Annotated in this window: 27 protein-coding genes, 1 pseudogene and 1 other annotated feature; of the genes and pseudogenes, 4 read left to right on the top strand and 24 right to left on the bottom strand. The window is 45.6% G+C overall.

All coding sequences use genetic code 11. From position 1 onward, the window contains the following. Positions 1 to 199: 199 nt before the first annotated feature. The 3 genes and pseudogenes from R5H20_RS06790 to R5H20_RS06780 all read right to left on the bottom strand — a co-directional run. On the bottom strand, positions 200 to 1,348 hold the full coding sequence (locus R5H20_RS06790) for a competence protein CoiA family protein (RefSeq protein ID WP_006636841.1): 1,149 nt from the start codon (positions 1,346 to 1,348) through the stop codon (positions 200 to 202). A 178-nt stretch (positions 1,349 to 1,526) separates the two neighbouring features. After that, positions 1,527 to 2,165: an adaptor protein MecA gene (gene mecA, locus R5H20_RS06785; protein ID WP_006636840.1), complete on the bottom strand. Its 639-nt coding sequence runs from the start codon at positions 2,163 to 2,165 to the stop codon at positions 1,527 to 1,529. After that, a pseudogene (locus tag R5H20_RS06780) lies at positions 2,147 to 2,272 on the bottom strand (hypothetical protein); the annotation flags it as partial. The pseudogene R5H20_RS06780 and the gene mecA, both read right to left, overlap by 19 nt. A 168-nt stretch (positions 2,273 to 2,440) precedes the next feature. On the opposite strand from R5H20_RS06780, the gene R5H20_RS06775 reads away from it, so the two are divergent. Further along, complete coding sequence (locus R5H20_RS06775) at positions 2,441 to 3,103, top strand: TerC family protein (protein WP_006636839.1); 663 nt, start codon at positions 2,441 to 2,443, stop codon at positions 3,101 to 3,103. A 32-nt stretch (positions 3,104 to 3,135) separates the two neighbouring features. On the opposite strand, the gene spxA is transcribed toward R5H20_RS06775, so the two are convergent. The 7 genes from spxA to R5H20_RS06740 form a co-directional block, all read right to left on the bottom strand. Then, entirely contained in the window at positions 3,136 to 3,531 is a 396-nt protein-coding gene (spxA, locus tag R5H20_RS06770; protein ID WP_006636838.1) for a transcriptional regulator SpxA, read from the bottom strand. A 177-nt stretch (positions 3,532 to 3,708) separates the two neighbouring features. Then, entirely contained in the window at positions 3,709 to 4,287 is a 579-nt protein-coding gene (locus R5H20_RS06765; protein ID WP_006636837.1) for a GNAT family N-acetyltransferase, read from the bottom strand. A gap of 208 nt (positions 4,288 to 4,495) precedes the next feature. Continuing rightward, on the bottom strand, positions 4,496 to 5,419 hold the full coding sequence (locus R5H20_RS06760) for an ABC transporter ATP-binding protein (RefSeq protein ID WP_006636836.1): 924 nt from the start codon (positions 5,417 to 5,419) through the stop codon (positions 4,496 to 4,498). 1 nt (position 5,420) lies between these two features. Further along, positions 5,421 to 6,488 carry an ABC transporter ATP-binding protein gene (locus tag R5H20_RS06755; RefSeq protein WP_006636835.1) on the bottom strand — a complete coding sequence of 356 codons (1,068 nt, stop codon included), beginning with the start codon at positions 6,486 to 6,488 and terminating at the stop codon, positions 5,421 to 5,423. 13 nt (positions 6,489 to 6,501) lie between these two features. Next, entirely contained in the window at positions 6,502 to 7,419 is a 918-nt protein-coding gene (locus tag R5H20_RS06750) for an ABC transporter permease (RefSeq protein ID WP_006636834.1), read from the bottom strand. A gap of 4 nt (positions 7,420 to 7,423) precedes the next feature. Beyond that, the gene (locus tag R5H20_RS06745) at positions 7,424 to 8,359 is read right to left on the bottom strand and encodes an ABC transporter permease (protein ID WP_006636833.1); all 936 of its coding nucleotides are present in this window, start codon (positions 8,357 to 8,359) and stop codon (positions 7,424 to 7,426) included. Between the two features lie 99 nt (positions 8,360 to 8,458). Further along, on the bottom strand, positions 8,459 to 10,087 hold the full coding sequence (locus tag R5H20_RS06740; protein WP_006636832.1) for a peptide ABC transporter substrate-binding protein: 1,629 nt from the start codon (positions 10,085 to 10,087) through the stop codon (positions 8,459 to 8,461). A gap of 460 nt (positions 10,088 to 10,547) precedes the next feature. Then, positions 10,548 to 10,770, top strand: a binding site (T-box leader). 52 nt (positions 10,771 to 10,822) lie between these two features. Here R5H20_RS06740 and trpS point away from each other — a divergent pair. Beyond that, positions 10,823 to 11,812 carry a tryptophan--tRNA ligase gene (gene trpS, locus R5H20_RS06735; RefSeq protein WP_006636831.1) on the top strand — a complete coding sequence of 330 codons (990 nt, stop codon included), beginning with the start codon at positions 10,823 to 10,825 and terminating at the stop codon, positions 11,810 to 11,812. A 227-nt stretch (positions 11,813 to 12,039) separates the two neighbouring features. On the opposite strand, the gene R5H20_RS06730 is transcribed toward trpS, so the two are convergent. From R5H20_RS06730 to R5H20_RS06690, 9 genes are all read right to left on the bottom strand, one after another. Then, positions 12,040 to 12,792, bottom strand: coding sequence for a YjbA family protein (locus tag R5H20_RS06730; protein WP_006636830.1), 753 nt, complete (start codon positions 12,790 to 12,792; stop codon positions 12,040 to 12,042). Between the two features lie 129 nt (positions 12,793 to 12,921). Continuing rightward, positions 12,922 to 13,836 carry an oligopeptide ABC transporter permease gene (gene opp4C / locus R5H20_RS06725; RefSeq protein WP_006636829.1) on the bottom strand — a complete coding sequence of 305 codons (915 nt, stop codon included), beginning with the start codon at positions 13,834 to 13,836 and terminating at the stop codon, positions 12,922 to 12,924. A 17-nt stretch (positions 13,837 to 13,853) separates the two neighbouring features. Further along, positions 13,854 to 14,804 (bottom strand): ABC transporter permease, encoded by a 951-nt coding sequence (locus R5H20_RS06720; protein WP_006636828.1) that lies wholly within the window; start codon positions 14,802 to 14,804, stop codon positions 13,854 to 13,856. Between the two features lie 87 nt (positions 14,805 to 14,891). Further along, a complete protein-coding gene (locus R5H20_RS06715) occupies positions 14,892 to 16,538 on the bottom strand; it encodes a peptide-binding protein (RefSeq protein ID WP_006636827.1) in 1,647 nt (548 codons plus the stop codon). 109 nt (positions 16,539 to 16,647) lie between these two features. Beyond that, on the bottom strand, positions 16,648 to 17,670 hold the full coding sequence (locus R5H20_RS06710) for an ABC transporter ATP-binding protein (RefSeq protein WP_006636826.1): 1,023 nt from the start codon (positions 17,668 to 17,670) through the stop codon (positions 16,648 to 16,650). Between the two features lie 4 nt (positions 17,671 to 17,674). Next, a complete protein-coding gene (locus R5H20_RS06705) occupies positions 17,675 to 18,649 on the bottom strand; it encodes an ABC transporter ATP-binding protein (RefSeq protein ID WP_006636825.1) in 975 nt (324 codons plus the stop codon). Between the two features lie 178 nt (positions 18,650 to 18,827). Then, a complete protein-coding gene (locus R5H20_RS06700) occupies positions 18,828 to 19,616 on the bottom strand; it encodes a DUF2268 domain-containing putative Zn-dependent protease (protein WP_006636824.1) in 789 nt (262 codons plus the stop codon). A gap of 80 nt (positions 19,617 to 19,696) precedes the next feature. Continuing rightward, positions 19,697 to 20,935 (bottom strand): beta-ketoacyl-ACP synthase II, encoded by a 1,239-nt coding sequence (gene fabF, locus R5H20_RS06695; protein ID WP_006636823.1) that lies wholly within the window; start codon positions 20,933 to 20,935, stop codon positions 19,697 to 19,699. 21 nt (positions 20,936 to 20,956) lie between these two features. Further along, a complete protein-coding gene (locus R5H20_RS06690; protein WP_006636822.1) occupies positions 20,957 to 21,895 on the bottom strand; it encodes a beta-ketoacyl-ACP synthase III in 939 nt (312 codons plus the stop codon). Between the two features lie 169 nt (positions 21,896 to 22,064). Between R5H20_RS06690 and R5H20_RS06685 the strand changes: the two genes are divergently transcribed. Further along, a complete protein-coding gene (locus R5H20_RS06685; RefSeq protein ID WP_006636821.1) occupies positions 22,065 to 22,316 on the top strand; it encodes a hypothetical protein in 252 nt (83 codons plus the stop codon). Between the two features lie 43 nt (positions 22,317 to 22,359). Here the strand turns inward: R5H20_RS06685 and R5H20_RS06680 are convergent, their stop codons facing one another. The 4 genes from R5H20_RS06680 to R5H20_RS06665 all read right to left on the bottom strand — a co-directional run bounded on the left by R5H20_RS06680 (position 22,360) and on the right by R5H20_RS06665 (position 24,990). Continuing rightward, positions 22,360 to 22,548: a ComZ family protein gene (locus R5H20_RS06680; protein ID WP_006636820.1), complete on the bottom strand. Its 189-nt coding sequence runs from the start codon at positions 22,546 to 22,548 to the stop codon at positions 22,360 to 22,362. Then, entirely contained in the window at positions 22,538 to 23,506 is a 969-nt protein-coding gene (locus tag R5H20_RS06675; protein ID WP_006636819.1) for a BMP family ABC transporter substrate-binding protein, read from the bottom strand. The genes R5H20_RS06680 and R5H20_RS06675 overlap by 11 nt, the downstream gene beginning before the upstream one ends. 85 nt (positions 23,507 to 23,591) lie before the next feature. Next, positions 23,592 to 24,164 (bottom strand): hypothetical protein, encoded by a 573-nt coding sequence (locus tag R5H20_RS06670; RefSeq protein ID WP_006636818.1) that lies wholly within the window; start codon positions 24,162 to 24,164, stop codon positions 23,592 to 23,594. Positions 24,165 to 24,255: 91 nt separating this feature from the next. Beyond that, on the bottom strand, positions 24,256 to 24,990 hold the full coding sequence (locus tag R5H20_RS06665) for a hypothetical protein (protein ID WP_006636817.1): 735 nt from the start codon (positions 24,988 to 24,990) through the stop codon (positions 24,256 to 24,258). A gap of 238 nt (positions 24,991 to 25,228) precedes the next feature. On the opposite strand from R5H20_RS06665, the gene R5H20_RS06660 reads away from it, so the two are divergent. After that, entirely contained in the window at positions 25,229 to 25,414 is a 186-nt protein-coding gene (locus R5H20_RS06660) for a YjzD family protein (RefSeq protein WP_006636816.1), read from the top strand. A gap of 79 nt (positions 25,415 to 25,493) precedes the next feature. Here R5H20_RS06660 and R5H20_RS06655 read toward each other — a convergent pair whose 3' ends face one another. Then, complete coding sequence (locus tag R5H20_RS06655; RefSeq protein ID WP_006636815.1) at positions 25,494 to 25,673, bottom strand: YjzC family protein; 180 nt, start codon at positions 25,671 to 25,673, stop codon at positions 25,494 to 25,496. Positions 25,674 to 25,776 lie beyond the last annotated feature (103 nt).

The following is a 25,776-nucleotide window of genomic DNA, read 5'->3' as shown; positions in this document are numbered from 1 at the left end:
CTTTCTTTACTCCAAGTCCATTGATGTTCAATAAACTTGTATTGGTTTTATCTTCTGTTTTTTCACCGCCTTTTGTCAAATCATTTGCGAAAAAAATCATACTTGATGCAGCAATCAGAAAACAAAATACACATCTTTTGATCGGAAACAGACAGAGACACCACCTTCCTTTCTATAGCTTGATCGAAAGGCCTGATGATCATTCGGAAAAATAGCGGGCGTCCCTTTTTAACAGCTCCTCAAGCCGAAGCCCGGGGGAAACCTGACGCGCGGGAATATACATGTCGTTCTCCTTTGTCAAAAAACCTTTGTCATGCAACAGGCGAATATATTCAGTGACGGCGCTTACCGCCTTCTCCCGCTTGTTCCACCTCAGCTTCAGCTCTTCGTGTCTGACAAGCTGATTCATATAAAGGACTGCAGACTTCAGGCGGAAGGAAGAATGCTTCATCAAAAACAGATAAAGATAGCCTTGCCACACATAAACCGGCTGAACAAAAATAGAGCCTGACGCGACGGGGAGGAATACTTCTGATGGAAAAAACGGCAGGGGAATCTGGAAGTTTTCATAAAACAGCGCCGCTATTTGTCTGGCATCCTTTGATAAAAAGCGCGGGGGCTTCATTCTGAAGCTGCGGACATTTCTTTTCCAGCCCTCAAGCTGATAAGGAGATGGTTTTTGAATAGAAGATAAAGCTTGTAAGTCTGTTTGCTGAAGCGGAAGCACACGGCATGATGCGGATGTCTTGTTTGTCAAAAACGGGATTAAATGCTCAAGGATGAGGAAGGCTTTTTGTTCGGGGCAAAAAAACACGAGCCTTGGAGGCATCCCGCTTTCTTCGCAGAACTGCCAATGGAAGGCTGAAAGCTGAAAAAAGCTGTTTGATAAACGTTTGAACCGATTACCGCCGATCATCCAAAACGGCTGAATACCTTGTTTCAGAAAACCGGACGTTCTTTTTTGATATTCTGTCATACTGAGAGCAGCGCACTGAAATTCGATCGCTGTTTTCCTTTTTCCGTCGTCCACAAGCACATCCGGCCTCTGACTGATCTGCCGCAAATACGGTTCCAGTACCGCCTTTATCCTCTGCTGCTTGAGCCATTCGTATAAAAGGCGTTTTCCTTTCAAATGATAAAGGCTTTCCGGTTCATGGGAAACGGTGCATGCCGAATCAGGCTTATGTGCAAAATGATGAAGCTTTAGGTCACCTACTTTGAGATCAACTTCATGATGGCAGACCGGGCAGTAAAACCTTTGTTTCTTTCTCAGTTGTCTGAGTTCATCCGCTTTGTAGCCATCAGCCAAACAAATCAGGCGTCCCCCGTCAAGCTTTGCGCTGAACACATTGATTCTCTCCTTTCTGTCCTGTAACTATTCAACACATCTGCGCAATGCTCCTTTTCTTCAAAACCTTTTGAAACGGAATAATGGCGGGTGATTTTCAGGAAAAACGGCTGATTCGAAGGCGAAAATATCTCCAATAAAACGCAAAAAAACCGATTTTAAAGTAAAATCGGTTTTTTTATGCAAAGTGTTCGTTTATCGTATGAAGGGCATGATCAGCCGCAATCAGTTTTCCATATTCCTTCAGCATATGAATCGTCATCTTCGATTCTGAAGCATATTCAAGCAAAATGCTCAGCTGATTCTCAATCTCTTCATCAGGCATTTCAATGAAATCCACAAATAAATAATAGCGGTTTTCATGTGAATATAACGTCGTTTGACAGCCGCTGATGGTCATTTTTGATAATGAGATGACATCCTCAAAATCATCAAATTTCAGGACGAACTGAAGTTTTTGCTCTTCGGATTGTTCTTCCTTTTGAAAATCGTCCAGCAATGCGTCAAGGGTTTCCTCAGCTGTGTCTTGCTTTTTATCTTCAGGAATCGGCAGTTCAAGCTTTTGTCCATCTTTGGAAAGCTGAGCTTTCGTCACAATGATTTCCAATCCCTTGTCAAGGGCCTGCACTTGAATCCAAAGGGGGCCTTCTACGGCAAATTCTTCTTCTTCGTGCACTTCGTCCATCATTTCCCAAAACAGCTCTTCACTGCGTTCTCGATTGTACCAAATTTCTTCTCTGTCAAACCCGCGGTCCTCTATATCACCATAGGAAATATAAAACTTAACCGTATGTTCATTTATTCTTTCGATTTCCATTTGCCAACCTTCCCTTCTTTGTAAGATGTTGAAGGGATAACTAAGCTCCCAATTAATTGTACTTTACTACACTTTACCCTTTACGTCCACTTCTTAACCCTGTGGCGTGATCAATCTTTCATTTCTATTTTATGATAAAAAAGACATAAAAGAAATAAAAATGCATCAAACGACGGCCTAACATAATTTTTCATCCGCTTCATATATTAGTTGTACAAGCAGCAAACGACAAACACAGTGAATGAGCCCACAATGCAAAAGCGAGGTGCCAGTTGATGGAACACGAATTACTGATGCCGCTCCTTGTCATCATCGGGATCGACCTGATTCTCGGCGGCGATAATGCGGTTGTCATCGCCATGGCAAGCAGGAATCTGCCTCCCGTCCAAAGACAAAAAGCGATCATCATCGGCACATGTATTGCCATTTTCATGAGGATTATACTGACAACGGCAGCGGTATATCTGCTTGCGGTTCCTTATCTGCAATTTATCGGAGGGATCTTCCTTCTGTATTTGGGATACCAGCTCCTGATTGAAAAAAAGGACGCACAGCATGTCAAAGGCGGGACATCTTTATGGAAAGCGATTCGGATTATCGTAATCGCCGATCTATTTATGTCCCTTGACAATGTCATTGCAGTTGCCGGTGCATCCCACGGCCGCTTAATGCTCGTCGTAGTCGGTCTGATGGTTTCGGTGCCTGTAATTATCTGGGGGAGCAAACTCATCCAGGGCGCCCTTTCCAAATTCCCGCTGCTCATTTACGCCGGAAGCGGGCTGCTGGCATTTACAGGCGGTGAAATGATCGTCAGGGAGCAGGAACTGTCATCCTTTATGGCAAGACACAGCACCCTTGAAATGCTTTTTCCGGTCCTTGCGGTTATTTTTGTCATATTGGCCAGCATTTATTATGAACAGATGATTGAAAAACATTAAAAAAGAAGGCTGAATCGTTCAGCCTTCTTTTTTTAATTTGCCAAGCGCTGCGCTTCTCTCAATTGGAATGTACGGACTTTACGCGGAAGGAAACGACGGATTTCATCTTCATTGTATCCGACCTGCAAGCGTTTTTCGTCGATGATGATCGGACGGCGCAAAAGGCCCGGATGCTCATTGATCAGCTGGTACAGCTCCTGAAGAGGCATTGTTTCCAGGTTGACGTTCAGCTTTTGGAACACTTTAGAACGTGTTGAAATGATCTCGTCTGTTCCATCCTCAGTCATCCGAAGGATTTCTTTTATTTCATCAATTGATAAAGGCTCTGAAAAAATATTTCTTTCTTTAAACGGAATGTCGTGCTCTTCTAACCATGCGCGCGCTTTTCTGCAAGACGTACAGCTTGGTGATGTATATAATGTAACCATAATTCTTCACTCCTTGAAAAGTAGAATGAAATCAGCTTATTATTAAATTGAAATAAATCTAAAAAAGTAATCTTTATAGAATATTATACTATAAAAAAGTAAGTGTGAACAGTACACAAAAGAAATTTTTTGACAATCCTGCGATTTTTCTTTTTTAAAAACAGATTTCATTCTCATTTAGTTTAACTCATCGAAAATGTTTTTTTGTTTTTCTTCGTCGATGATTGTTAAGACTTCATCCACATCTTCAAACGATTCTCCATACCATTTTTCATCTTTGTATGTATGGATTTTTTCGTACGTTTTTTTCATCGCTTCAAATACTTCTTCTTCTGTATTCGATTTTGGGGACCAGTAAAGTATCTCCATTTTATTGACTTTGCCGGTGGCAAGCGACCGGCGGCGGTAGCCGATTGACTCAGCATGTTTAAAGTTTTCCTTTTGATAAAATGCAAGACGCTTCGCTGTATCTGCATCATCTTCATCAACAGGCTCAACCTCAAGGAGTATCGGTTTGTTTTTCTTTTTGAGGTTCTCTATCAGTTTTGAACCGAGCCCCTGGCCTCTTGCATCTTTTGAAACGAATAAATAGTCGATGAATATAAAGGAATCAAACTCGGCATACATCAAGACGTGATGCCTGCCTTCCTCTTTATGGTAGATATCGCTTCGTTCCCTTAATAATGCTTCCATATGCTTTTTCGACTTCATTTCTTCAACAGGAAAATACTCGCTAAGCTTCTCATACCAGTTCATTTATTTGCTCCTTATGGATGTTCTTTTGATTCACACTTTAGATATACCCGCTTTCTCATGAAATTAAACCAATATCTCTTGCAAAGAATAGGAGCAAGGGCAACAACTTGTTGCTTATATACTAAGACGGATGTTTCACCTGAAAGTTTCAATTTTTTTTGAAAAAGCATATAAAAAAAGACAGCCGTTTCGGCTGCCTTCTGTGCTTTTATTTTGACTGATATGCTGCAAATTCTTCCTCGGAACACATGACAAAATGACCCGGCTTCACTTCGCGAAGCTCCATCTGTTCGCCGTCTTTCAATTTATGGACGGACGGATCGTACGTTTTTCGAACCCGTGTCCGTTCATAATCCGGATCCGGAAGAGGAATCGCTGAAAGAAGCGACTGTGTATAAGGATGAAGCGGATTTTCGTATAATTCGTCTGCCGGCGCCAATTCGACAAGCTTGCCGAAATACATGACGCCGATCCGGTCGCTGATGTATTTCACCATTGACAAATCGTGGGCGATGAATAAGTATGTCAGCCCTTTATCTTTCTGCAAATCTTTCATTAAATTGACGACCTGAGCCTGGATGGATACGTCAAGTGCTGAAATCGGCTCATCGGCAATGATAAACTCCGGTTCTACCGCCAGCGCCCTTGCGATTCCGATCCGCTGGCGCTGACCTCCGGAAAATTCATGCGGATAGCGGTTGGCGTGTTCTTTATTCAATCCGACCAGCTTTAAAAGTTCGTGGACCCGTTCCAGACGCTCCTTTTTCGTTTTGGCCAACCCGTGGATGTCGATCCCTTCAGCGATAATGTCCGCAACCGTCATCCGCGGATTTAATGAAGCATATGGATCCTGGAAGATCATCTGCATCTTCCGGTTGAATTCGAGAAGCTCTTTGGCGGATTTTTTGCCGTGCACATTCTTTCCTTTAAAGAACACTTCACCAGAGGTTGCTTGGTACAACCGGATGATGGAGCGCCCTGTCGTCGATTTTCCGCAGCCCGATTCCCCGACGAGACCAAGTGTTTCCCCTTTATAAATGTCAAATGAGATTCCGTCAACAGCTTTCACAGTTCCTTTTGGCGTTGTGAAATGCTGTTTTAAGTTCTTGATTTCGAGCAGTTTTTCCGCCATATCATTCACCTTCTTTCACTTGAACCGGTTTTTCGTAGTGATCTTTAAACTCCCTCATTTTGCTTTTGACAGCCGCGGGCGGTTCAACCTTTGGCGCATCAGGATGCAAGAGCCAGGATTTCACATAATGCGTATCAGAAATTTTGAACATTGGCGGCTCCTGTTCAAAATCGATCTTCATGGCATAAGGGCTTCTTAATGCAAACGCGTCGCCTTTCGGCGGATTGGTCAGATCAGGCGGTGATCCCGGTATCGCCATCAGTTCCTCTTCTCCGTTATGATCAAGGCTAGGCATTGAAGCTAACAGCCCCCATGTGTACGGATGCTTCGGATTGTAGAAAATTTCATCAACCGTTCCAATCTCCACGATCTGTCCGGCATACATGACGGCTACTCTGTCCGCTACGTTCGCAACAACTCCGAGATCGTGCGTGATGAAAATGATCGATGTTTCAATCTTTTTCTGCAGCTCCTTCATCAGCTCCAAAATTTGCGCCTGGATCGTAACGTCAAGGGCTGTCGTCGGTTCGTCGGCGATCAGAAGCTTCGGATTGGCGGCAAGCGCCATCGCGATGACAACCCGCTGTCTCATTCCCCCGCTGAATTCGTGCGGATATTGGTTCACGCGCCGTTCAGGCATTGGTATCCCCACCAGGCTGAGAAGTTCAACTGCCCGCTTATGCGCGTCTTCTTTTGAAATGGTTTCATGCTTAAACAACACTTCTGTGATTTGGCGCCCTACTTTCATCGTCGGGTTTAGGGAAGTCATCGGATCTTGAAAGATCATGCCGATCTCCTTGCCGCGAATCGATTGCATTTCTTTTTCCGATTTAGGCACGAGATCTTGTCCGTTAAATAAAATTTGTCCGCTTTTAAAATAGCCCGGCGGCATTGGAATCAGCTTCATGATCGCTTGTGAAGTGACGCTTTTGCCCGATCCGGATTCTCCGACAATCGCCAGCGTTTCTCCTTTGTCAACGTGAAAATTAACGCCGCGGATGGCCTGGACTTCTCCGGCATATGTTTTAAACGAAATGGCTAAATCTTTCACTTCAAGTAAGTGTTTCATCATTCTCACTCCTTTATTTACGCAGCTTCGGATCTAAAGCATCGCGCAATCCGTCGCCGATAACGTTAAATGCAAACATGGTCAGGCAGATAAATGTAGCCGGGAAGAACAAGCGCCAAGGATAATATTCCAAGCCCTGCACACCATCGGTTGCCATCGTTCCCCAGCTTGCCAAAGGTTGCGGAACGCCGAGACCAAGATAGCTTAAAAATGCTTCATAGAAAATCGCCGTAGGGACAGTTAATGTCATCGTCACCAAAATCGGGCTCATGATGTTTGGAAGCAGGTGCTTTCTGATGATCCGCGAGTTTTTCGCGCCCAATGTTCTTGAAGCAAGCACGAATTCCTGGTTTTTAAGCTGAAGCACTTGTCCGCGCACGATTCTCGCCATATTGATCCATCCGGTAATGACCATCGCGACGATCATGGTGATCAGCCCTTTTCCCATTACGACGAGAAGAAGGATTGTCATCAACAGGGAAGGAATCGCCCATAAAATATCCGCGATCCTCATCATGATCTCATCTGTGCGTCCGCCTCTAATGCCGGAAATCGCGCCCCAGATGACACCGATCAAAACGTCGATCAACGCCGCTGCAAGGCCGATTGTCAGCGAGATGCGTGCGCCGACCCATGTACGGACGAACACGTCCCTTCCAAGGTCATCAGTACCAAACCAGTGCTCAGCGCTTGGCGGTTTATTCGTGTTGGTTAAATCTGTCGTCTGATATTCATGGCTCGAGAATACCGGCGCGAAGATGGCCATCAGAGCTATGAGGATAAGAACGACAAGACCGCACATCGCCAGCTTGTTTTCTTTAAATCTTAAGAATACGTCTGTCCAAAAAGAAAGGTTTTTCTTTGAGATTTTTTCCGCTTCGCTATGGTCAACAGCTGCAGGCTCAAACATGTCTTTAGGTATTTGCTGCATCCTTTTACTCCCCTTTCTTAGCGCCAAACAGTTTAATGCGCGGATCAATTAAGCCGTATAAAATATCAACAATGAGGACGCAAAGCAGTAAAATCGCGCCGAAAAACACGGTGACGCCCATTATCACTGTATAATCGCGGTTCGTTATGCTTGTGACAAAGTGCATGCCGAGTCCGGGTATGCCGAAGATTTTTTCAACGACGAACGTCCCTGTTAAAATAGAGGCCGCCATCGGTCCCATATATGTAACAACCGGCATGATCGCGTTTCTGATCGCATGTTTGACGGTAACCGCAAACGTGCTCAAGCCTTTCGCCTTCGCCGTACGGATGTAGTCGCTGCTCAGCACCTCCAGCATGCTTGAGCGAGTCAGACGGGCGATAAACGCCATCGGCATCGATGACACGGCGATTGCCGGCAATACGGTATGTCCCCATGATTCCCACTGTGCGACAGGGAACCAGCCAAGCTTCATCGCCAATACATACTGCAGAAGCGCGGCCATGATGAAGTTCGGCACAGAGATGCCAATAACAGCGATGATCATCGCTGTATAATCCTGCCACTTATTTCGCTTCAACGCCGCGATCACGCCGAATAATACGCCGAAAGCCAATGCGAGGCAAATCGCTTCCATTCCCAGTGTAAAAGAAATCGGAAAACCGGAGTTGATTAATTCGTTCACGGTTTGTCCTTTATATTTAAATGATGGACCGAAATCCCACTTCGCCACGGACACCAGGTAGTCGAGATATTGTTTAAATAGGGGCTGGTCTAAACCATAGTAAGAATTGAGGCTGGCTTCTATTGCAGGAGGAAGCTTCTTCTCGCCTGAAAAAGGTCCGCCAGGTATCGACCTCATCAGGAAGAAGGTGGCTGTGACAATCACCCATAGAGAAATCAGCATATAAACAAGACGACGACCTAAAAATTTAATCATTTTACACACCTCCGAATATTCAGTCTATTAACCTTTTATCATAAATAAAAGTATATGGGGGAAAGTCCCAAAAGCCCCCATATACTTTGTGATGCAGTTTTATTCAAAATGCGCGGTTTTGAAATAGATCTCTCCGGTACCTGTCAAAACAAAGTCTTTTAAACTCTTATCATGCATGTAAGGCATGGTGTAGAAGTAGATCGGAGCGATCGGCAGCTCATCCATGATGATGGCTTCGGCTTCTTTCATCAGCTCGATGCGTTTTTCCTCGTTTGTTTCAGTTGAAGCTTTTGAAAGAAGTTTTTTGTATTCCGCGTTCTCCCAGTTCGTATCGTTGTTTCCGCCTTCTTTGTCGCGGTATGTTTCAAGGAAGTTCATACCGTCGTTAAAATCGGCGACCCAGCCCAAACGGGCGATTTGATAGTTTCCGGTATGGAGCTTATCAATGTATACGTTCCATTCTTCATTGCTTAATTCAGCTTTAACGCCTAAATCCTTGCTCCACATTTCCTGTACAGCCTGAGCGATTTTTTGATGCGCTTCATCCGTGTTGTAGGAAAGCGTGATTTTCGGCAGATCAGACGCTTTTTTCAGACCGAGCTCTTTCAAGCCTTTGTTCAGAAACTCCTTCGCCTTTGCAACATCATGATCTTTGAAATATGGTTTGTTTGATTCAAATCCGGTGACCGCCGGAGGCACGAATCCAGTCGCAGGAATCTGCTCCGCCTGTGTGATGTTCTTGACGATCGCCTCGCGGTTGATCGCGTATGTCAAGGCTTTGCGGATGTTGACATTGTTTAACGGAGCCGCTGCTGTATTGAATTTGTAAAGGTAAACAGATGCGAACGGATCAATGTTCAGGCCTTCTTTTTTGAGGCTTGGAATCGCGTCTGTCGGAATCTCGTCAAGAGGCTGTCCGACGAAATCAAGCTCACCTTTTTTATACATGTTCAGCCCAGTATTAGCATCGTTGACCATCGCCATGTTAATCTTTTTCAGTTTTACAGAATCTTTATCCCAGTACTGGTCGTTTTTCTCCAGTACGATATTCCCGCTGTGCTTCCAGGATGTTAATTTGAAAGGTCCGTTGGATACATAATTTTCATCTGCTTTTGTATACCATTTCGGATGTTTCTCAGCGACTTTTTTATTGACCGGCAAGTAAGTATAAAATGCTGTAAGTTCAGTGAAGTACGGTGTCGGTTTTTCAAGCTCGACCTTCAATGTCTTGTCATTGACCGCTTTAACGCCGACATCGTCAATCTTTCCTTTGCCGGTGTTCGCTGCTTCACCGCCTTTTAAGTAGTAAAGCTGGTATGCGTATTGTGATTCGTTTTTAGGGTCAAGCGCCCATTTCCAGGCATATTCAAAATCCTCTGCTGTTACAGGATCACCATTTGACCATTTCGCACCATCGCGAATTGTAAACGTGTATGTCTTCTGGTCTTTGCTGATTTCGATTTTTTCCGCTGCCGCTTCGACCGGCTTTCCGTCTTTTCCGATTGTAGTCAATCCTTCGAAAGTCTGACGAAGCACGTTTCCAGAAACTGAATCGTTTGCAAGGCCTGGATTTAATGAAAACGGCTCAGTTTTAATATTGACGTTCAGGGTGTCTTTTCCTTTGCTGTCTTTTTTGCCGCCGTCGCCAGAACTTGCGCCGAAACCGCAGGCACTTAATACGAGAGTGAACATAAGAACTAAACTGATGAGTGACCAACGCTTCTTCAAATGAGAAACCCCCCTGTTTCATATTTTTTTAGTTCCTTACTCCTTAACATTCAGATTTATCATAAAAAAGTAATAGGACCACTTGCCATACTTTTTCCTCTGTTTCGTCTTTTCTGAATATTTATTATGTAAAGAACCTGTAACACCGAGGTGAACAAATTCATTATAATTAATAGAATAATTTATTGCAATATTAATTTTCAATTATTTTTTTATTCAAACTATTTAGGTTTGTCAGAAAATCTGCCAAAGATATGAATACACTTCTCTGTTTTAAAGCATGAACTCGTTAAAATGATCGGTCATTTTTTACAGCGGGAAACGTTTTTTACGTATAACATTACCCATTCTTTATACAGAACTTTCCACGGTGCGGGAAACTTTGTTCATCCCATTGTCAGATTCTTTTTTTCAACACGGGTGACTTTTATTTCAAATTTATATATAATAAAATTATGAATAAAATGCGATGAAAAAGAAGAGTACACATTTCTTCCCATTTGAAGAGAGTCCGCGGCGCTGGGAGCGGATAATGGCGAATGTGGAATGGGCTTTGGAGCAGCTGACCGAACGATTTGCAAGTAGGCTCAGCCGGAGAAGACTTCGTTAACAACGTCTAAAGTGATTTCATTTTGACCATAATGAAATAATCAGGGTGGTACCGCGGTTCATTCGTCCCTTTTGTGTTAAGGGAAGAATGGGCCTTTTTATTTTGAAATGAAAAGAGGGATTTTCATGAAAACGATTTTTTCCGGAATTCAGCCGAGCGGTTCTGTAACGCTTGGCAACTACATCGGAGCGATGAAGCAATTTGTTGATTTGCAGGATGATTACAACTGCTATTTTTGCATCGTTGACCAGCATGCAATCACAGTGCCTCAGGACCGCCTCGAGCTGAGAAAGAACATCCGCAATCTGGCTGCGCTTTACCTGGCTGTCGGACTTGATCCGAAAAAAGCGACGCTGTTTATCCAATCCGAGGTGCCTGCGCACGCACAGGCGGGCTGGATGATGCAGTGCGTCGCCTACATCGGCGAGCTTGAGCGCATGACGCAGTTTAAGGACAAAGCCAAGGGGAAAGAAGCCGTCGTCTCAGGCTTGTTGACCTATCCTCCTTTAATGGCTGCCGACATCCTGCTTTACAGCACAGACGTCGTTCCTGTCGGAGAGGACCAAAAACAGCATCTGGAACTGACCCGGAATCTGGCGGAGCGCTTCAACAAGAAATACAATGACATTTTTACGGTGCCAGAAGTGAAAATTCCGAAAGTCGGCGCCCGCATTATGTCGCTTGCCGATCCGCTCAAAAAAATGAGCAAGTCGGACCCGAACCAAAAAGCGTTCATTACTCTTCTTGACGATCCAAAACAGCTGGAGAAAAAAATCAAAAGCGCCGTCACCGATTCTGAGGGAGTCGTCAAATATGATAAAGAAAATAAACCCGGCGTGTCCAACCTTCTGACGATCTATTCCATCCTTGGACAGGTCACAATTGAAGAGCTTGAAGCCAAATATGAAGGCAAAGGCTACGGCGAATTTAAAAGCGACCTGGCTGAAACGGTGATCAATGCGCTGAAACCGATTCAGGACCGGTACTATGAATTGATCGAATCCGAGGAATTGGACCAAATTCTGGACGAAGGCGCTGAACGCGCGAACAAAACGGCCGGAAAGATGCTGAAAAAAATGGAGAATGCGATGGGCCTCGGCCGCAAAAGACGCTAAACAAAAAACACCTTCTCAATTGTCCTTTGACAATCAGAAGGTGTTTTTCATAAAGAACAGACACATAAACCTGATACACTGATTCAGCCGCTTGGCACACTCGATCTTCCTATAAGTAAATGCTTTAGAAAACATGGCTTTCGTCTGAAAAATGACCGGCTTCCTTTTTTGATTTTAAAGGAAGCCATTGAAAAAGACCGCCGCTTCTACCGACAGCCTTCTTGAATTTAGTTGACTTTTGACTCATTTTCAATTTCCCAAAGCTTTTCAAAAAACGGCTGCCCTTTAATTAAATTTTCACAGAAATCCCGGTGTTTCTCCGACCAGCCGTCGATTGTTTCATTGAAAAGCATGTCCCAGATTTCTTCAAATGTCATCCGTTTAATCTGTTCATACATGTAAGGATTCCATTCCGTATACCAGTAGGCGATCTCGGCGCGGTTTTTGAGCCCTTTCAGCTGATCAAGCGCCATGAATAACAGCTGTTTCAGCTGGCGTTCTTTTCTTGTTAGTCCTCTGACATGCTCCGGTGATAATGATAGAATGTGGTATTCCTTTGAAGATTGCAGCTTTTCCGGCGAAAATTCATATTCCTGCGGCTCGACGTCCTTCACCATTTCATATACAAGCTGCTCCTGCCTCGGAATGAGACGGCTTTTTCTGACCGGTATCGAATAGCCGGCCGTATCGACCGCAAGGATTCCGATGCCATCCGTCACAACGAAGCAATGGTCAAGCTGTGTACGCTCATGGTTTTTGCGAATATACGCTTTTTGATGGACCTCATTTAATAATTCCGGCGGAAGCTCTGATAGGTCATTTTCTATGTAGTTGAACAAAACCGGCGAAACCCTCAGCAAAGGGACCTGGTCAAGCAGTTCCACGCTGTCTTCCTTCCGCCATTCATGAAAGTGGCAGACGTTGTAGCCATTTTCTTCTCCCTCAAACCAGTTCACCCACACATCATGAAGAAATAACATTTCTAACCCCTCACTTTATAAAAACTGTTGTCCACAGTATAGGCAAGGGGGAAGGAATTTATTCCATCCGGCAAAGATTATGGCAAAGCTGCATGAAAAAAAGCCAAGGGCGGCCGCGCCCCGGCTTTCTTATTTAATATTCTTCGGATCAAGCGCATCGCGCAGTCCGTCTCCGACAAAGTTAAAGCATAAAACGGTGATTAAAATCATCAGCCCCGGAAACAGCGGATACCACCACGCCTGAATCATAATCGTGAAGTTTTGCGCATCCTGGAGCATGTTTCCCCAGCTGGCCATCGGCGGCTGAACGCCGAAGCCGAGATAGCTGAGCGCCGACTCCGATAGAATGACCGTTCCGACGGACAGCGTGGCCGCAACGATAATCGGCCCCATCGCGTTCGGCAGGATGTGGGAGAAAATGATCTTATGGCTTCTTGTCCCGATCGTTTTCGCGGCGAGGACAAACTCTCTCGACCTCAGCGATAAAAATTCTCCACGGACGAGCCGCGCCGTCGTCGTCCATCTTGTCAGGGCGAAAATTAAAATCAGCTTGTCTACACCAGGCTGAAAAATGGTCACAAGCGTAATTAACAGGAATATGTCGGGTATTGATAATACAATATCGACCAGCCGCATCATGATCGCGTCGATGATCCCGCCGAAATAGCCGGCGATCGCACCGATCACGGTGCCGATTGTGATTGAACCGAGTACAGAAGCAAAGCCGACAAGCAAGGATACCTGAGCACCATACAGCAGGCGGCTGAAAATATCGCGGCCAAACTTGTCCGTTCCCATCAAATGCTCAGCGCTCGGGGGCTTGAGCTTGTCCAGCAGATTCTGCTGTTCCGGCGGATACGGAGCAATCACCGGCGCAAATATAGCCGACAGGATAATGATGGATAACAGGATTCCGCCGAGCACGGCCAGCTTATTTTTGAAAAACTTTTCAAAAAAGATTTTTGTCATTGTTTCCGGCTTTGGTGCGACGTTTTCCTGCAGTCTGATCTCCGGTGAAGGCGTCGATGGGTTTGGCTGTGTCATGACGAGTCCTCCTCTTCTTAATACTCAATCCGCGGATCGACGACCGCATAGAGAATATCCGCAATTAAATTTCCAATGACAACAAGGGCGGCAGAAATGACGGTCATGGCCATGATGACCGGATAATCTCTTTGAAAAGCGGAATCGACAAACAGCTTTCCGAGGCCGGGCCAGCTGAAAATTTGTTCCGTAACGACGGCTCCGCCGATAAAGGAAGGAATCATCAGTCCAAAAATCGTGATCACCGGCAGCAGCCCGTTTCGAAGCCCATGCTTGTACACAACCCGGTTTTCTTTAAACCCTTTCGCTCTGGCCGTCCGCATGTAATCCTGCCTGAGCACGTCGAGCATGCTTGACCTTGTATAGCGGGTGAGCCCCGCCATGTCAGCGGCTGCGAGTACGAACGCGGGCAGAATCAAGTGATGGACGCGATCCCATAAACTGAAATCTGAATTGATCGTCATGACGCCTCCTGTCGGGAACCAGCCTAAATTGACCGCGAGAAACATAATCAGGATCAACCCAAGCCAAAAATTCGGGACGGCAAGTCCGATAAACGATGTAAACGTAATCCCGTAATCCAGCTTCGAATACGGGCGCCTCGCCGAAAGCACCCCGAACGGAATTGAGATGAGAAGAGCGAGAATGGTCGAAACAAGCATTAATAATAGCGTATTCGGAAGCCTTGCCATGATCAATTCGGAAACAGGCATTCCTTTTCTGATGATCGAAGTGCCGAAATCCCCCTGAATCATGTTGCCGAGCCATTTTAAATATTGAATGTGCTCCGGTTCATTCAATCCGTATTTTTCGATGAACTTTTCCCGGTCGGCGGCGCTGATGGTCGGATCCATCATTAAGGCCATCGGATCTCCCGGGGCGGCTTTCATAATCGCGAATGACAAAATGGTAATCCCAAGCAAAATCGGAATCGACATGAGCGTCCTGCGAATGATATATGTAATCATCTTTTATCCCCTTTTTTATCAAAATTCTTAAGAATGAAGGGGAAGGAAGCGTGCCGAAAAACCTCCCTCCCCTTAAGGGAATTTCCTTTATTTTTGATCCAGCCACCAGTTTTCGGCTTTATAGAAATCTTCCTTCGGATGGAAAACAAAGCCTTTCATGTTGGCCGGCATCGCTCTGTGGTAATTCGTATAGTACAGGAACGTGTACGGCTGATCTTCCGCCAATATTTTGTAGATCTTTTCATACGCCTTTTTATAATCCTCACGGTCTTTCAGCGTTTTGGACTCGTCAAGCAGCTTATCTAGCTCTTTATTTTGATACCACACATAGTTCAGCCCTTTTTCCGCTTCTTTCGAATGGAAGATCGTGCTTTGATCAGGGAATGTGGCAAGGCTCCAGCCTAGGATGATCGCATCGAAATCCCAATTCGGCGGATTCATCTGTTCGATCAAAGCGCTCCACTCGACGATTTGCGGCTTCGCCTCGATGCCGATTTCTTTTAGCTGCTGCTGAACGACAACTGCGAGGTCTTCTCTCGTCTTATTGCCCTGGTTTGTTTTGATGACGAAGGAGAATTTTTTGCCGTCTTTGTCTAAAATGCCGTCGCCGTCCGTATCAGACCAGCCGGCTTCTTTCAGCATTTTTTTCGCTTTTTCAGGGTCGTGGTTAAACGTTTTAATCCCTGCTTCATTGTCCGGATAATTCCATGACAGCGGGCTTTCAGGAATGTTGGCGATTTTCCCGTCTCCGTCAAGAACCTGATCGACCATCGCCTGGCGGTCGAGCGCATACGTCAGCGCCTGGCGGACCTTCTTGTCTTTAAAGAGCTCGTTCTTTTCATTCCAGCCGATGTAACTGTAATTCAACCCTAAATCTGTATCGATTTTTACATTGTTAAATTTTTCGGCGGTTTTATAATCAGGTCCCGGCGTGATGACAAAATAATCGATATCACCGGCTTGAAGCTGTGTCAGCGCCGCATTTGAATCAGGGATGACTTTATATGTGATCGAGTCCAGATGCGCTCGTCCGGCGAAATAATCGTCAAACGCTTCAACTTTGACGTATTGACCCTGCTTCCATTCTTTGAATTTAAACGGGCCGGTTCCGATCGGATTCTTACGGTTGAATTCATGCTCGCCAAGCTCGCTGATCGGAACATCCTTCAAAATGTGCTTCGGCAGGATGCCATAGCTTGTCAGCGTTACATTATAAAAATAAGGATCTGGCTGCTTCAGTTTAAACTCAACTTCATATTTGCCTTTTTTCGTGACGGATTTAAGCATTTTAAAGCTTGAGCCGCGCTCGCCGACATAGTCTTTGCTCAACGGAATGCTGTACGTAAACACGACGTCATCGGCGGTCATTTCCTTGCCGTCGTGGAATTTGACGCCTTTTTTGAGCTTGATGTCAAACGTCAGGCCGTCCTCCGACTCCTTTACATCCTCGGCAAGCTGTTTTTCGACCTCTAGCTTTTCATTGGTATCCAAAAGGGTATTATAGAGGAGCCTTTCAATATCAGAGCTTGCCGTATCTGTTGAATACAGCGCGTTAAACAGCGTCGGCTCACCCGTTGATCCGGCGACAAGGTCTCCGCCCTGCTGCGGCTTGCCGTCAGATTTGCCTTCCTTCTGCTCCCCTCCGACTTCGCCGCTGTTGCAGGCCGAAAGAAACACCGATAAGATCAGCAGCAGACTTAAAAACGAAAATCCAGTTTTTCTACGCATCTTCATTTTGCGAATTCCCCCTTTTTGAGCTATTGTTTTCCCGGCCGAATTGACCCCCGATTTTGAAAAAAGACATTCCCCCTCTCAAGGATTAAATATGTGACGGCCGTTCCCTTTATTCGTAAAGGTGGCATGCCACGAAGTGGTTTGATTTCACTTCCCTGAAAGCGGGCTCCCTTTCTCGGCATTCCGCTTTTGCGGCCGGACATCTCGTATGGAAGACGCAGCCCCGCGGCGGATTGGCAGGGCTCGGCAGCTCCCCTTTCAGAACGATCCGCTCCCGCTTTGCGCGTCCCTTCTTTCTTGTGACCGGAACGGCGGACAGCAGTGCCTGTGTATACGGATGAAGCGGATTGTCATACAGCTCATGCTTATCTGTAAGCTCCATCATTTTGCCGAGGTACATCACGCCCACCCTGTCGCTGATATGGCGGACGACGCTTAAATCGTGGGAGATAAACAGATAGGTCAGGTTAAATTCGTCTTGAAGCTCTTCCATCAGGTTGATGACTTGGGCCTGGATCGACACGTCCAAAGCCGAAACCGGTTCATCGGCGATGATGAGCTCAGGGTTTAAGGCAAGCGCCCGCGCGATCCCGATGCGCTGGCGCTGTCCGCCGGAAAATTCGTGCGGATAGCGGTTTGCAAACGATGGATGCAGGCCGACTTTTTCCAAAAGTTCTTCCACTTTTTCATTGCGCTCTTTGAAATTGTACATGTGGTGGGTGTTAAAGGGCTCTTTGATGATGGATCGCAAGGTTTTTCTCGGATTCAGAGAGGCAAACGGGTCCTGAAAAACCATTTGGATATTTTTGCGGACGCTTTTTCTTAAGCTTTCTTCCGACAGGGCGGAAATGTCCCGGCCTTTGTAAAGGATTTGTCCGGCTGTCGGTTTGTAGAGTCTGATCATCGTCCGCCCGGCAGTCGATTTTCCGCACCCCGATTCCCCGACGATTCCGAGCGTTTCGCCGCGTTTTAACGAAAAGCTGATGCCGTCAACCGCTTTGACATCCCCGATCTTTTTCTGAAAGATCCCTGATCGGATCGGAAAATACTTTTTGACGTCTTTCAGCTCTAAAAGGGTTTCATCATGTTTTATCGTTTGTGCCTGCTGTACTTGTTCCGCTGATGCAGTCATCCCCTCATTCCCCCTCCTCATATAAGAAGCATCTGACGGTCCGTCCGTCGGCCCGGGTTTTCAGGTCCGGCTGAGAGCCCCAGCATTTATCAGTGGCGCTTGGACATCTCGGAGCAAAGCGGCAGCCTGTCGGAAGGTTGTCAGGCGTAGGCACATTTCCCTTGATGGCCGTCAGCTTTTCAATCGAACCGTCTATTACCGGAATGGAATTTAACAGCCCTTGCGTATAGGGATGCAGGGGATTGTCAAACAATTCATCGACCGTGGCGTTTTCAACAACTTGTCCGCAATACATAACGATGACGCGGTCAGCGATTTCCGAGACGACGCCGAGATCGTGTGTAATCAGAAGAATCGATGTACCGAATTTGGCGCATAAATCTTTCATCAGCTCCAGCACCTGGGCTTGGATTGTGACATCGAGCGCCGTTGTCGGTTCATCGGCGATGAGCAGCTTCGGATTGCAGCTAAGGGCTATCGCGATCATCACCCGCTGCCTCATGCCGCCGGACAAGCGGTGCGGGTAATCTTTCATCAGCTGTTCGGCTCTAGAAAAACCGACAAGCTTCAGTAATTCAACCGCCTTTTTTTCCGCTTCTTTTTTAGATAGTTTTTTATGATAGATTAACACCTCTGTGATTTGTTCACCGATCGTTAATACCGGATTAAGGGATGTCATCGGCTCCTGAAAAATCATCGAGATTTCATTTCCGCGGATCTTGCATAATTCCGGTTCTTTGTATGTAACGAGATCACGGCCTTCCAGTTTGATGGACCCTTCCATGATCTTCCCGCCGGAGCTCCCGACAAGCCCCATAATCGATAAAGAGGTGATGCTCTTTCCAGATCCTGATTCTCCGACCAATGCCACGGTTTCTCCTTTTTTTATCGAAAAATCCACTCCGTCAACCGCAGGTATCGGCTGTTTTTTTCTAAAAAAATAGGTTTTCAGGTCGCTGACTTCCAGCAATGCGCTCATCCGGATTCCCCTTCCATAGACCAGAAGTTAAATAGATTGGATATGAATCTAATTGCACAACATAATACTGAATTATCTTAAAATTTTATAGTTGTATATTATTACATAATCATTACAAAAGCAAGGAATTTTTAGATGTTTTGTCATAATATTAATTAAATACCAATATTTTAATATATTAAAGCGTTGGATCTATAAAGTCCTCGGATGGAAGCGACAACACATCGGCAACCTTTAATTTCTTGACGGACAAATATTTTTTTACAATATTAAAACCGACAGCATACCCGAGCATATCAGGATAATAACCTTTTCCGAATAAAATATTGGAGAATAACCGTCCATCTTGCCGACGCAGCTCGAAATAGGGCTGAACCAGTCGATTTTGGAAATGCTCGAGCTGTTTTTCTGAATAAAACGATGTCCAGCCGGCGGTTTCCGATTCGCCCAATCTTTCATAGACGGCGGTTTCCGCCATTCCCTCGAGAATGATTGTATCAAGAAGCGTCATATTTTTTTCCTCTTTCGGCATATTTTCTAACCGGCAAACATGGTTGTACTCATGGGTCATGATGGCTGAGATCGAGGAGGGAGAAATATGCGCTGAAAGAAATAAAAATAATTTGTCATGAAAGGCAAGGCCTGATTTAGAGCCGAATACGACCCGTATTTTTCTGTTTCTTTCATCGACAGGAAGGATGATGATCGGAACATCCGGGCCCTTCCACCGTTTTCTGAGCAGCCGTTCCTCTTTTTTTACATGCTCAAATACACCTTTTTCCTTGAGCTCCTTCATCACCTTCTGTCCGTCTGACCAATAGCGGAGCATTCCATGGGCCTGAAGATGGCTGATCAATGTCATGCTTTGATCAGCTTTCGCTTCTTTAAAATAAGGCAGAAGATAGAAGGACAACTCCCGAATTGATGAAGCTTTTTCATACCATTCATATGTTTGTTCGACACTCATCCAGGTCACTCCTCTCACCTGTATGTTATGCAGGCTGAAAAAAACGGCTACCATCTTGGATGGCAGCCGTTTTCATACGGTTATTGAAATTTTTTAAAGATTAGTGTCGCGTTATGTCCGCCAAAGCCAAGCGAGTTGCTGAGCACGACATTTACGTCCTGGCGGCGCGCTTTATCTGGAACATAGTCCAGATCACAGTCTTCATCAGGTGTTTGAATATTAATTGTCGGAGGTATAATTCCTTCTTTGATGGCGAGCACAGAGAAAATCGCTTCGATTCCCCCGGCAGCTCCGAGCAGATGCCCTGTCATCGATTTCGTTGAGCTGATGGCAAGCTTATACGCGTGCTCTCCGAATACTTCTTTGATCGCGATCGTTTCATACTTGTCATTGTATGGCGTACTTGTTCCGTGCGCATTGATGTAGTCGATTTCACCAGGTGACAGGCCGGCGTCTTTGATCGCTTCTTTCATCGCTCTGGCGCCGCCTTCTCCGTTTGGCGCAGGAGCCGTGATGTGGTATGCATCTCCTGTCGAGCCGTAGCCGACAATTTCAGCGTAGATGTCAGCTCCCCGGTTTAATGCGTGCTCAAGCTCCTCAAGAACGATGATTCCTGCTCCTTCCCCCATGACGAAACCATCCCTGTTTTTGTCAAATGGACGGCTTGCCGTTTTCGGGTCCGGATTTGTAGAGAGCGCTTTATTGGCTGAGAAGCCCGCAAAGGACATTCTGGTGAGCGGCGCTTCCGTTCCTCCCGTGATCATCACATCCGCGTCGCCGCGCTGGATGACCTTAAAAGCGTCTCCGATTGAGTTCGTACCTGTCGCACAAGCGGTAACCGTACATGAATTGACTCCTTTTGCACCGAGCGCGATTGAAATTTGCCCAGTCGCCATGTCAGGAATCATCATCGGAACGAAAAACGGGCTGACCCGTCTCGGTCCTTTCGTCAAAAATGTTTCAAATTGCTGTTCAAGCGTTTCCAGGCCGCCGATGCCTGAACCGACCCATACGCCGACTCTGTCGGCATTGTTGTCATTGATGTCAAGCTTGGCATCTTCAACAGCCATTTTCGCAGAGACGACCGCATATTGGGTGAAGCGGTCCATTTTCCTTGCTTCTTTTTTATCCATATAGTCTTCTATCTTAAAATCTTTCAGCTCTGCGGCTACTTTTGCGGGGTACTCATCCGCATTAACCCTTGTAATCGGGCCAACTCCTGAAACTCCGTTCACCGCGTTGCTCCAGCTTGTTTTGACGTCATTACCAAGAGGTGATAAAGCTCCTAATCCGGTAATGACTACTCTTTTACTATTCATAAGTTGCACCTCACCTTTCTTCTAGCGGCCCCAGCGCATGGCAATGGCTCCCCATGTCAAGCCTCCGCCGAAACCGACCATCACAATGACGTCACCGTCTTTTATTTTACCAGCTTCAAGCTCTTCCACAAGAGAAATCGGAATCGAGGCAGCTGATGTGTTTCCGTATTTATGAACTGTTTTGGACATTTTTTCAACCGGAAGCTCCAAACGTTCCCGCGCCGCCTCCATAATCCGAATGTTTGCCTGATGCGGCACTAAAAAGTCGACATCCTCTTTCGTTAATCCGGCTTTTTCGATAACCTTCACACTGGATTCTCCCATTTGGCGCACGGCAAATTTGAACACTTCTCTGCCATTCATGATTGTATGATCTTTTTCGTCCAAGTACAAGTGCTTCCCGCCTCTGCCGTCAGCGCCGAGCTCAAAGGACAGAATGCCTCTGTCATCGCTGACAGGTCCGACAACCGCGGCTCCTGCCCCGTCTCCAAATAAAACGGCTGTATTGCGGTCATCCCAGTCGGTAATACTGGAGAGTTTTTCCACACCGATGACAAGTACGTGTTTATATGTTTCCGCTTCGATAAATTGTTTGGCGGTCACAAGGCCGTACATGAATCCGGCGCAGGCGGCGCTGATATCCATCGCACACGCGTTAAATGCACCGAGCTTTTCTTGAATCATGCAGGAAACCGTCGGGAATGCCTGATCAGGAGTAACGGTCGCAACGAGGATCATATCAAGATCTTCCGCCTTGATGTTTGCATCTTCCAGCGCTCTCTTAGCGGCGGCAACAGCCATATCAGATGTCATCTCTTCTTCGGCTGCGATTCTTCTTTCTTCTATTCCAGTTCTTGTACGAATCCATTCGTCAGATGTTTCAACCATTTTTTCCAAGTCGAAATTAGTCAGCACTTTTTCAGGGATATACCGGCCAATTCCAATAATTCCAGCTTTCATAGGAAAGACTCCTTTATTCATGATTTTTTCCAACTAATGTTATGAGTAATTATTAGTATCTGGTACTAATCCTACCCTATTTTTTTTCAGTTGGCAATATATACGTCTAATCTAGCAGACCGATACCTTCATATAGTAAAGGTATAAAGATGAAGGGAGGCTCATAAGGATGGCGGCTGACGATTTTTTCACGAAAATGATGTTTGGCGCAAATCGGTCCAACAACCGTGAAAATCAGTCTACACATGAAGAACGGCATGACATAGAAAATGAAGAGGAAACGGAAGAACTCAATGAACCCGATTATATGCACATTCTGGATCAGGTCGGACAAATAATGGATTCCATCGATGAATTGAAGCCTGTCTTTAAGGAAATCGGCTCGATGGTAAGCTCCTTAAAAAATAAGATTTCCATGTAAAAAGCCACTTCAGATATAAGTGGCTTTTCCTGCAGCACCCAGATTAAGAATCTGATCCAGCATCCGTTTTGCCAAGTTCGTACGCTTCCGCCATCACTTTGGTAAACAGCGTCATAAACGGCTGAAGCATCTCCGGCGAGAGCTCAATTCCCGCCTTCTCCATTTCTTCCTTTGCTTCCGGCACGTATTTCATGGCGATTTGTAAAAATTCCATTGATTTTTCATGCTGCATCTGGATCACCTCTCATTTGGCAGTTTTCCTGTTTTTTGTATTGTTCGATAAGCCCTTTTATTTTTTCCTGGAATGACTGATCGACAATCGGGCTGAATTCGCCCATCTCTATCACACCGTCCTGAATGTCAAAAATCCGCCGGCCGCCCTTAAGCGTCCCTTTATTGAATTCGTCTGCGATGAGCTCATAAGCTTCATCAACATGCTGAATGGTGCTTGTGAGCACGATGTTCTCGCCCAGCTCCGACTGGTCGCTGACATAGCCGATCGCATAAAGACCGTCTTTTTTGATTTGTTCTATGACAGGGACATTATACCCGTCCCCGGCGGGATACACAACATCCGCGCCCGCTTTTTTCATCTTTTCATACTTGGCGACGGCCTTTTCGGAGTCGTCCCACTGCCCGACATATTCTGTTTTGACCTTAATGTCCGGATTGATGTATTTCGCACCTTCGATGAATCCTTTCACTTCAGGCTGCCACGAATGTGTGGCCAGTATGCCGAGTTTCCCCGACTTTGATTGATGTGCAGCGGTCATGCCGCCAAAAAACCCCATCGCCCTTCCGTCAAAGGTGATGCTTGTCACATTTTTATGCTCGGCTTTGCTGTTCACCAGCACAAAATGAATATCGGGATAGTTTCCGCTTATGCTGTTAAACACTTTTTCATATTCGCTTCCATGTCCGAAAATTAAGTTGACGCCTTTTTTCTGAAAGTCTTCTACAGCCATTTTGACTGCGGCTTCATTATCGATTCCTTCTTTATAATAGACATCGACATTGTAGACAGACTGTATTCTTAATAATCCTTTATATCCTTTGGTTCCCCATACTTGATCGCTTATTGTATCAGGGACAAGCAACCCGACTTTTTCAATTTTCCCATTCAGCGGCGTTTGTCCGCAGCCGCTCATGACAAGGAGAATCAAAAAAATCACGCCAAGCCTGTACACCATGCCATGTTCAACTCCCTTTCAAAAAACCAACAAATGAAATCTATCTTTATTGTATCCTTTCACGTACAACTAAGGAAGATCTTTCTTATTTTTTGTCGAAAAATGTAGTCATTTGTCTTTTCCATTCCTCAATTTTAGCAGCGGCTTCTTCGTCTGCGGTTTGCCGTTCAAACCGCAGCGGTGAAGGGCTTTTTTGAATGGCATAAAAGGCGAGCTGTGCAGCGACATCGTCTACAAAAAAGGCGGACTCCCTGTTTTCTTTGTCCTCATTTCTTATATCCCAGGGCCCGTACATATCCGGAAGCACGATCATTTCGACGCCCTTTTGTTCCGCCGCTTCCTTTACATCCTCCAGCAGGTGTTCGTACACCAGTAGAAAAGCAGGCTTGTTTTCAGGTAAAACGTCAAGCGCTTCTTCAGGCATGCAGCCTGTATATTGAATGAAAATCTTGTCATAATCGCCTTCCAGTTCTTGTTCAATCAGGCGAAAATGCTGGTTTCTCACCAGCCACATCAGCCGTTCTTCAAAATAAAGCCGCTTGATGTCATCACTAGCTTTTGCCAATTTAACGTCAACGCTGACGCCTTCCTCCATCAGATGTTCGCAAAATGAAAGGCCGAAGAATTCGTCTGCTCCATACACCAGTGCCGATTTCATCCTAAAAGACCACCTTTCGAATCAGTTTTTCTGCTGTTTTAAACAGCGAAAAACAGCCCTATTGAAACATGGGCTGCTATTATTCTATTCTCTATAAAACTTTTTCATGCGTTTTGAAAAAGCTCGCTATCGCTGAATAAATGCGGCTGGGATGATCAGACAAATGCAGCGTCAGCTCCACGCGGTGCCCGCCTTGCATCTGGCGCTCCTCAAATGTTTTGGCGTGGAGCATGTAGGGATATGGGGAGCCGTTCAGCTTTTGCCAGATGTGGACAGGCACGAGATTATGATACGGGGAGATCGATTGGAACGGGTAATGGGCGGCCTCCCGCTCAGTTATACCGTAGCTTTCCGCAATTTCTTTAATAAACCGCTTGTAGAAAAATTTATTTTCCTTCTCACGATCATGATGAGCCTGAAGATCAAGGCAAGGATTGAGCATCGCGGCAGAACGGATTTGATCCGGAATCGAGCGAAGAAGTTCACCAGCGATCAGCGCGCCTGTTCCTTCTGCAAGCAGATGAATTTTTTCATTTAAAATTTCCTGCCTGAACACATAGTGGATCAGCTGTTTCGCATATGAAACCGCTTTTTCAGAGCCCCAGTGCCTGCCGAATAAATTGCTGTTCACAAGGGTGTAGCCCTTGTTTCTTAAACTTTGGAGAAGCTGGTTTCTGCCGTAGTGCTGGAGCCAGAAGCTCGAGTCCTTCCCAACGAAATGGTTCCTGTCGCCGAAAATAAATATCGCGAAACCGTTTGGTCTGTATGGAAGATGAATGACGTTCCATTCTGAATCGACTTTGAAAAAACGTTCCGTTATTTTCATCACTTGCCTGCCTCCTTCCTGCCGTAATCTGCACATTATCTTATGTGGAGCATGCTAGAAACGAATAAGGAAAAGTCCCAGTCTTCATGATGAAAATCAATTTTACAAAACCAAACGTCTGATATTTCTGAAAACGAAAAGCTTTGGTTCTGCCGTGTTCACTAAAATGTCCTTTCTAGTTTACTGTATGTGTGATATGATAAGCTTTAGAATCGAATGAGAAGGACGAGGTGGAAACGTGAGATTTATCGTAACTTTCATTTGGACGTTCATTTTGACACAAATGGCTTGCTATATTATCGGAGCCATGGGCGGTGCAGAATACGACTTTACGCTCAGTTCGATCATGGGGATCATCATCACCGTTATCGTCATTGTTCTTGGAGAAATTATGCCCGTTCAAAAGGATGCAAATCAACATTAAAACCCCTGCCGTCCAAAGGCGGGGTTTTTAAGTTTGTTTTGTGTCATCCCAGCCGTCCCGCATGAGGACGGTTGTTTTTTTAAGGCTTTCTTTTATATGTCCACAGACGGTTATGATTGGATGTCTCTGGAAAATATTCGCCGGCCGTCAGCTTGATTTGCTGCGGATTTTTGACCATGCTCCCTGTCTCGCCAATTTCCACATAGATGCCGTTGTTCGGCGCTTTTTGCCCCGGGCGGAATTGATGCTGCTGTCCCATTTTTCTTCACTCCTTTTAGAAAATAGTCTGCCCCGTTTTTCTCCTTCCATCCGTATCCCAAGGCAGCTTTTCCAAAAAACGGGCGTATCCCCCCAAAAAAACT

The organism is Bacillus sp. KICET-3 (assembly GCF_033261025.1).
Lineage (GTDB): Bacteria > Bacillota > Bacilli > Bacillales > Bacillaceae > Bacillus > Bacillus sonorensis.
Note: the sequence above shows the minus strand (reverse complement) of the source record. Positions and strands in the feature narration are given on the sequence as shown.

Coding starts and splice junctions, on each gene's coding strand:
- mecA (WP_006636840.1), bottom strand. CDS start 2,165: ATGGAAATCGAAAGAATAAATGAACATACGGTTAAGTTTTATATTTCC.
- R5H20_RS06775 (WP_006636839.1), top strand. CDS start 2,441: ATGGAACACGAATTACTGATGCCGCTCCTTGTCATCATCGGGATCGAC.
- spxA (WP_006636838.1), bottom strand. CDS start 3,531: ATGGTTACATTATATACATCACCAAGCTGTACGTCTTGCAGAAAAGCG.
- R5H20_RS06765 (WP_006636837.1), bottom strand. CDS start 4,287: ATGAACTGGTATGAGAAGCTTAGCGAGTATTTTCCTGTTGAAGAAATG.
- R5H20_RS06760 (WP_006636836.1), bottom strand. CDS start 5,419: ATGGCGGAAAAACTGCTCGAAATCAAGAACTTAAAACAGCATTTCACA.
- R5H20_RS06755 (WP_006636835.1), bottom strand. CDS start 6,488: ATGAAACACTTACTTGAAGTGAAAGATTTAGCCATTTCGTTTAAAACA.
- R5H20_RS06750 (WP_006636834.1), bottom strand. CDS start 7,419: ATGCAGCAAATACCTAAAGACATGTTTGAGCCTGCAGCTGTTGACCAT.
- R5H20_RS06745 (WP_006636833.1), bottom strand. CDS start 8,359: ATGATTAAATTTTTAGGTCGTCGTCTTGTTTATATGCTGATTTCTCTA.
- trpS (WP_006636831.1), top strand. CDS start 10,823: ATGAAAACGATTTTTTCCGGAATTCAGCCGAGCGGTTCTGTAACGCTT.
- R5H20_RS06730 (WP_006636830.1), bottom strand. CDS start 12,792: ATGTTATTTCTTCATGATGTGTGGGTGAACTGGTTTGAGGGAGAAGAA.
- opp4C (WP_006636829.1), bottom strand. CDS start 13,836: ATGACACAGCCAAACCCATCGACGCCTTCACCGGAGATCAGACTGCAG.
- R5H20_RS06720 (WP_006636828.1), bottom strand. CDS start 14,804: ATGATTACATATATCATTCGCAGGACGCTCATGTCGATTCCGATTTTG.
- R5H20_RS06715 (WP_006636827.1), bottom strand. CDS start 16,538: ATGAAGATGCGTAGAAAAACTGGATTTTCGTTTTTAAGTCTGCTGCTG.
- R5H20_RS06710 (WP_006636826.1), bottom strand. CDS start 17,670: ATGACTGCATCAGCGGAACAAGTACAGCAGGCACAAACGATAAAACAT.
- R5H20_RS06705 (WP_006636825.1), bottom strand. CDS start 18,649: ATGAGCGCATTGCTGGAAGTCAGCGACCTGAAAACCTATTTTTTTAGA.
- R5H20_RS06700 (WP_006636824.1), bottom strand. CDS start 19,616: ATGAGTGTCGAACAAACATATGAATGGTATGAAAAAGCTTCATCAATT.
- fabF (WP_006636823.1), bottom strand. CDS start 20,935: ATGAATAGTAAAAGAGTAGTCATTACCGGATTAGGAGCTTTATCACCT.
- R5H20_RS06690 (WP_006636822.1), bottom strand. CDS start 21,895: ATGAAAGCTGGAATTATTGGAATTGGCCGGTATATCCCTGAAAAAGTG.
- R5H20_RS06685 (WP_006636821.1), top strand. CDS start 22,065: ATGGCGGCTGACGATTTTTTCACGAAAATGATGTTTGGCGCAAATCGG.
- R5H20_RS06680 (WP_006636820.1), bottom strand. CDS start 22,548: ATGCAGCATGAAAAATCAATGGAATTTTTACAAATCGCCATGAAATAC.
- R5H20_RS06675 (WP_006636819.1), bottom strand. CDS start 23,506: ATGGTGTACAGGCTTGGCGTGATTTTTTTGATTCTCCTTGTCATGAGC.
- R5H20_RS06670 (WP_006636818.1), bottom strand. CDS start 24,164: ATGAAATCGGCACTGGTGTATGGAGCAGACGAATTCTTCGGCCTTTCA.
- R5H20_RS06665 (WP_006636817.1), bottom strand. CDS start 24,990: ATGAAAATAACGGAACGTTTTTTCAAAGTCGATTCAGAATGGAACGTC.
- R5H20_RS06655 (WP_006636815.1), bottom strand. CDS start 25,673: ATGGGACAGCAGCATCAATTCCGCCCGGGGCAAAAAGCGCCGAACAAC.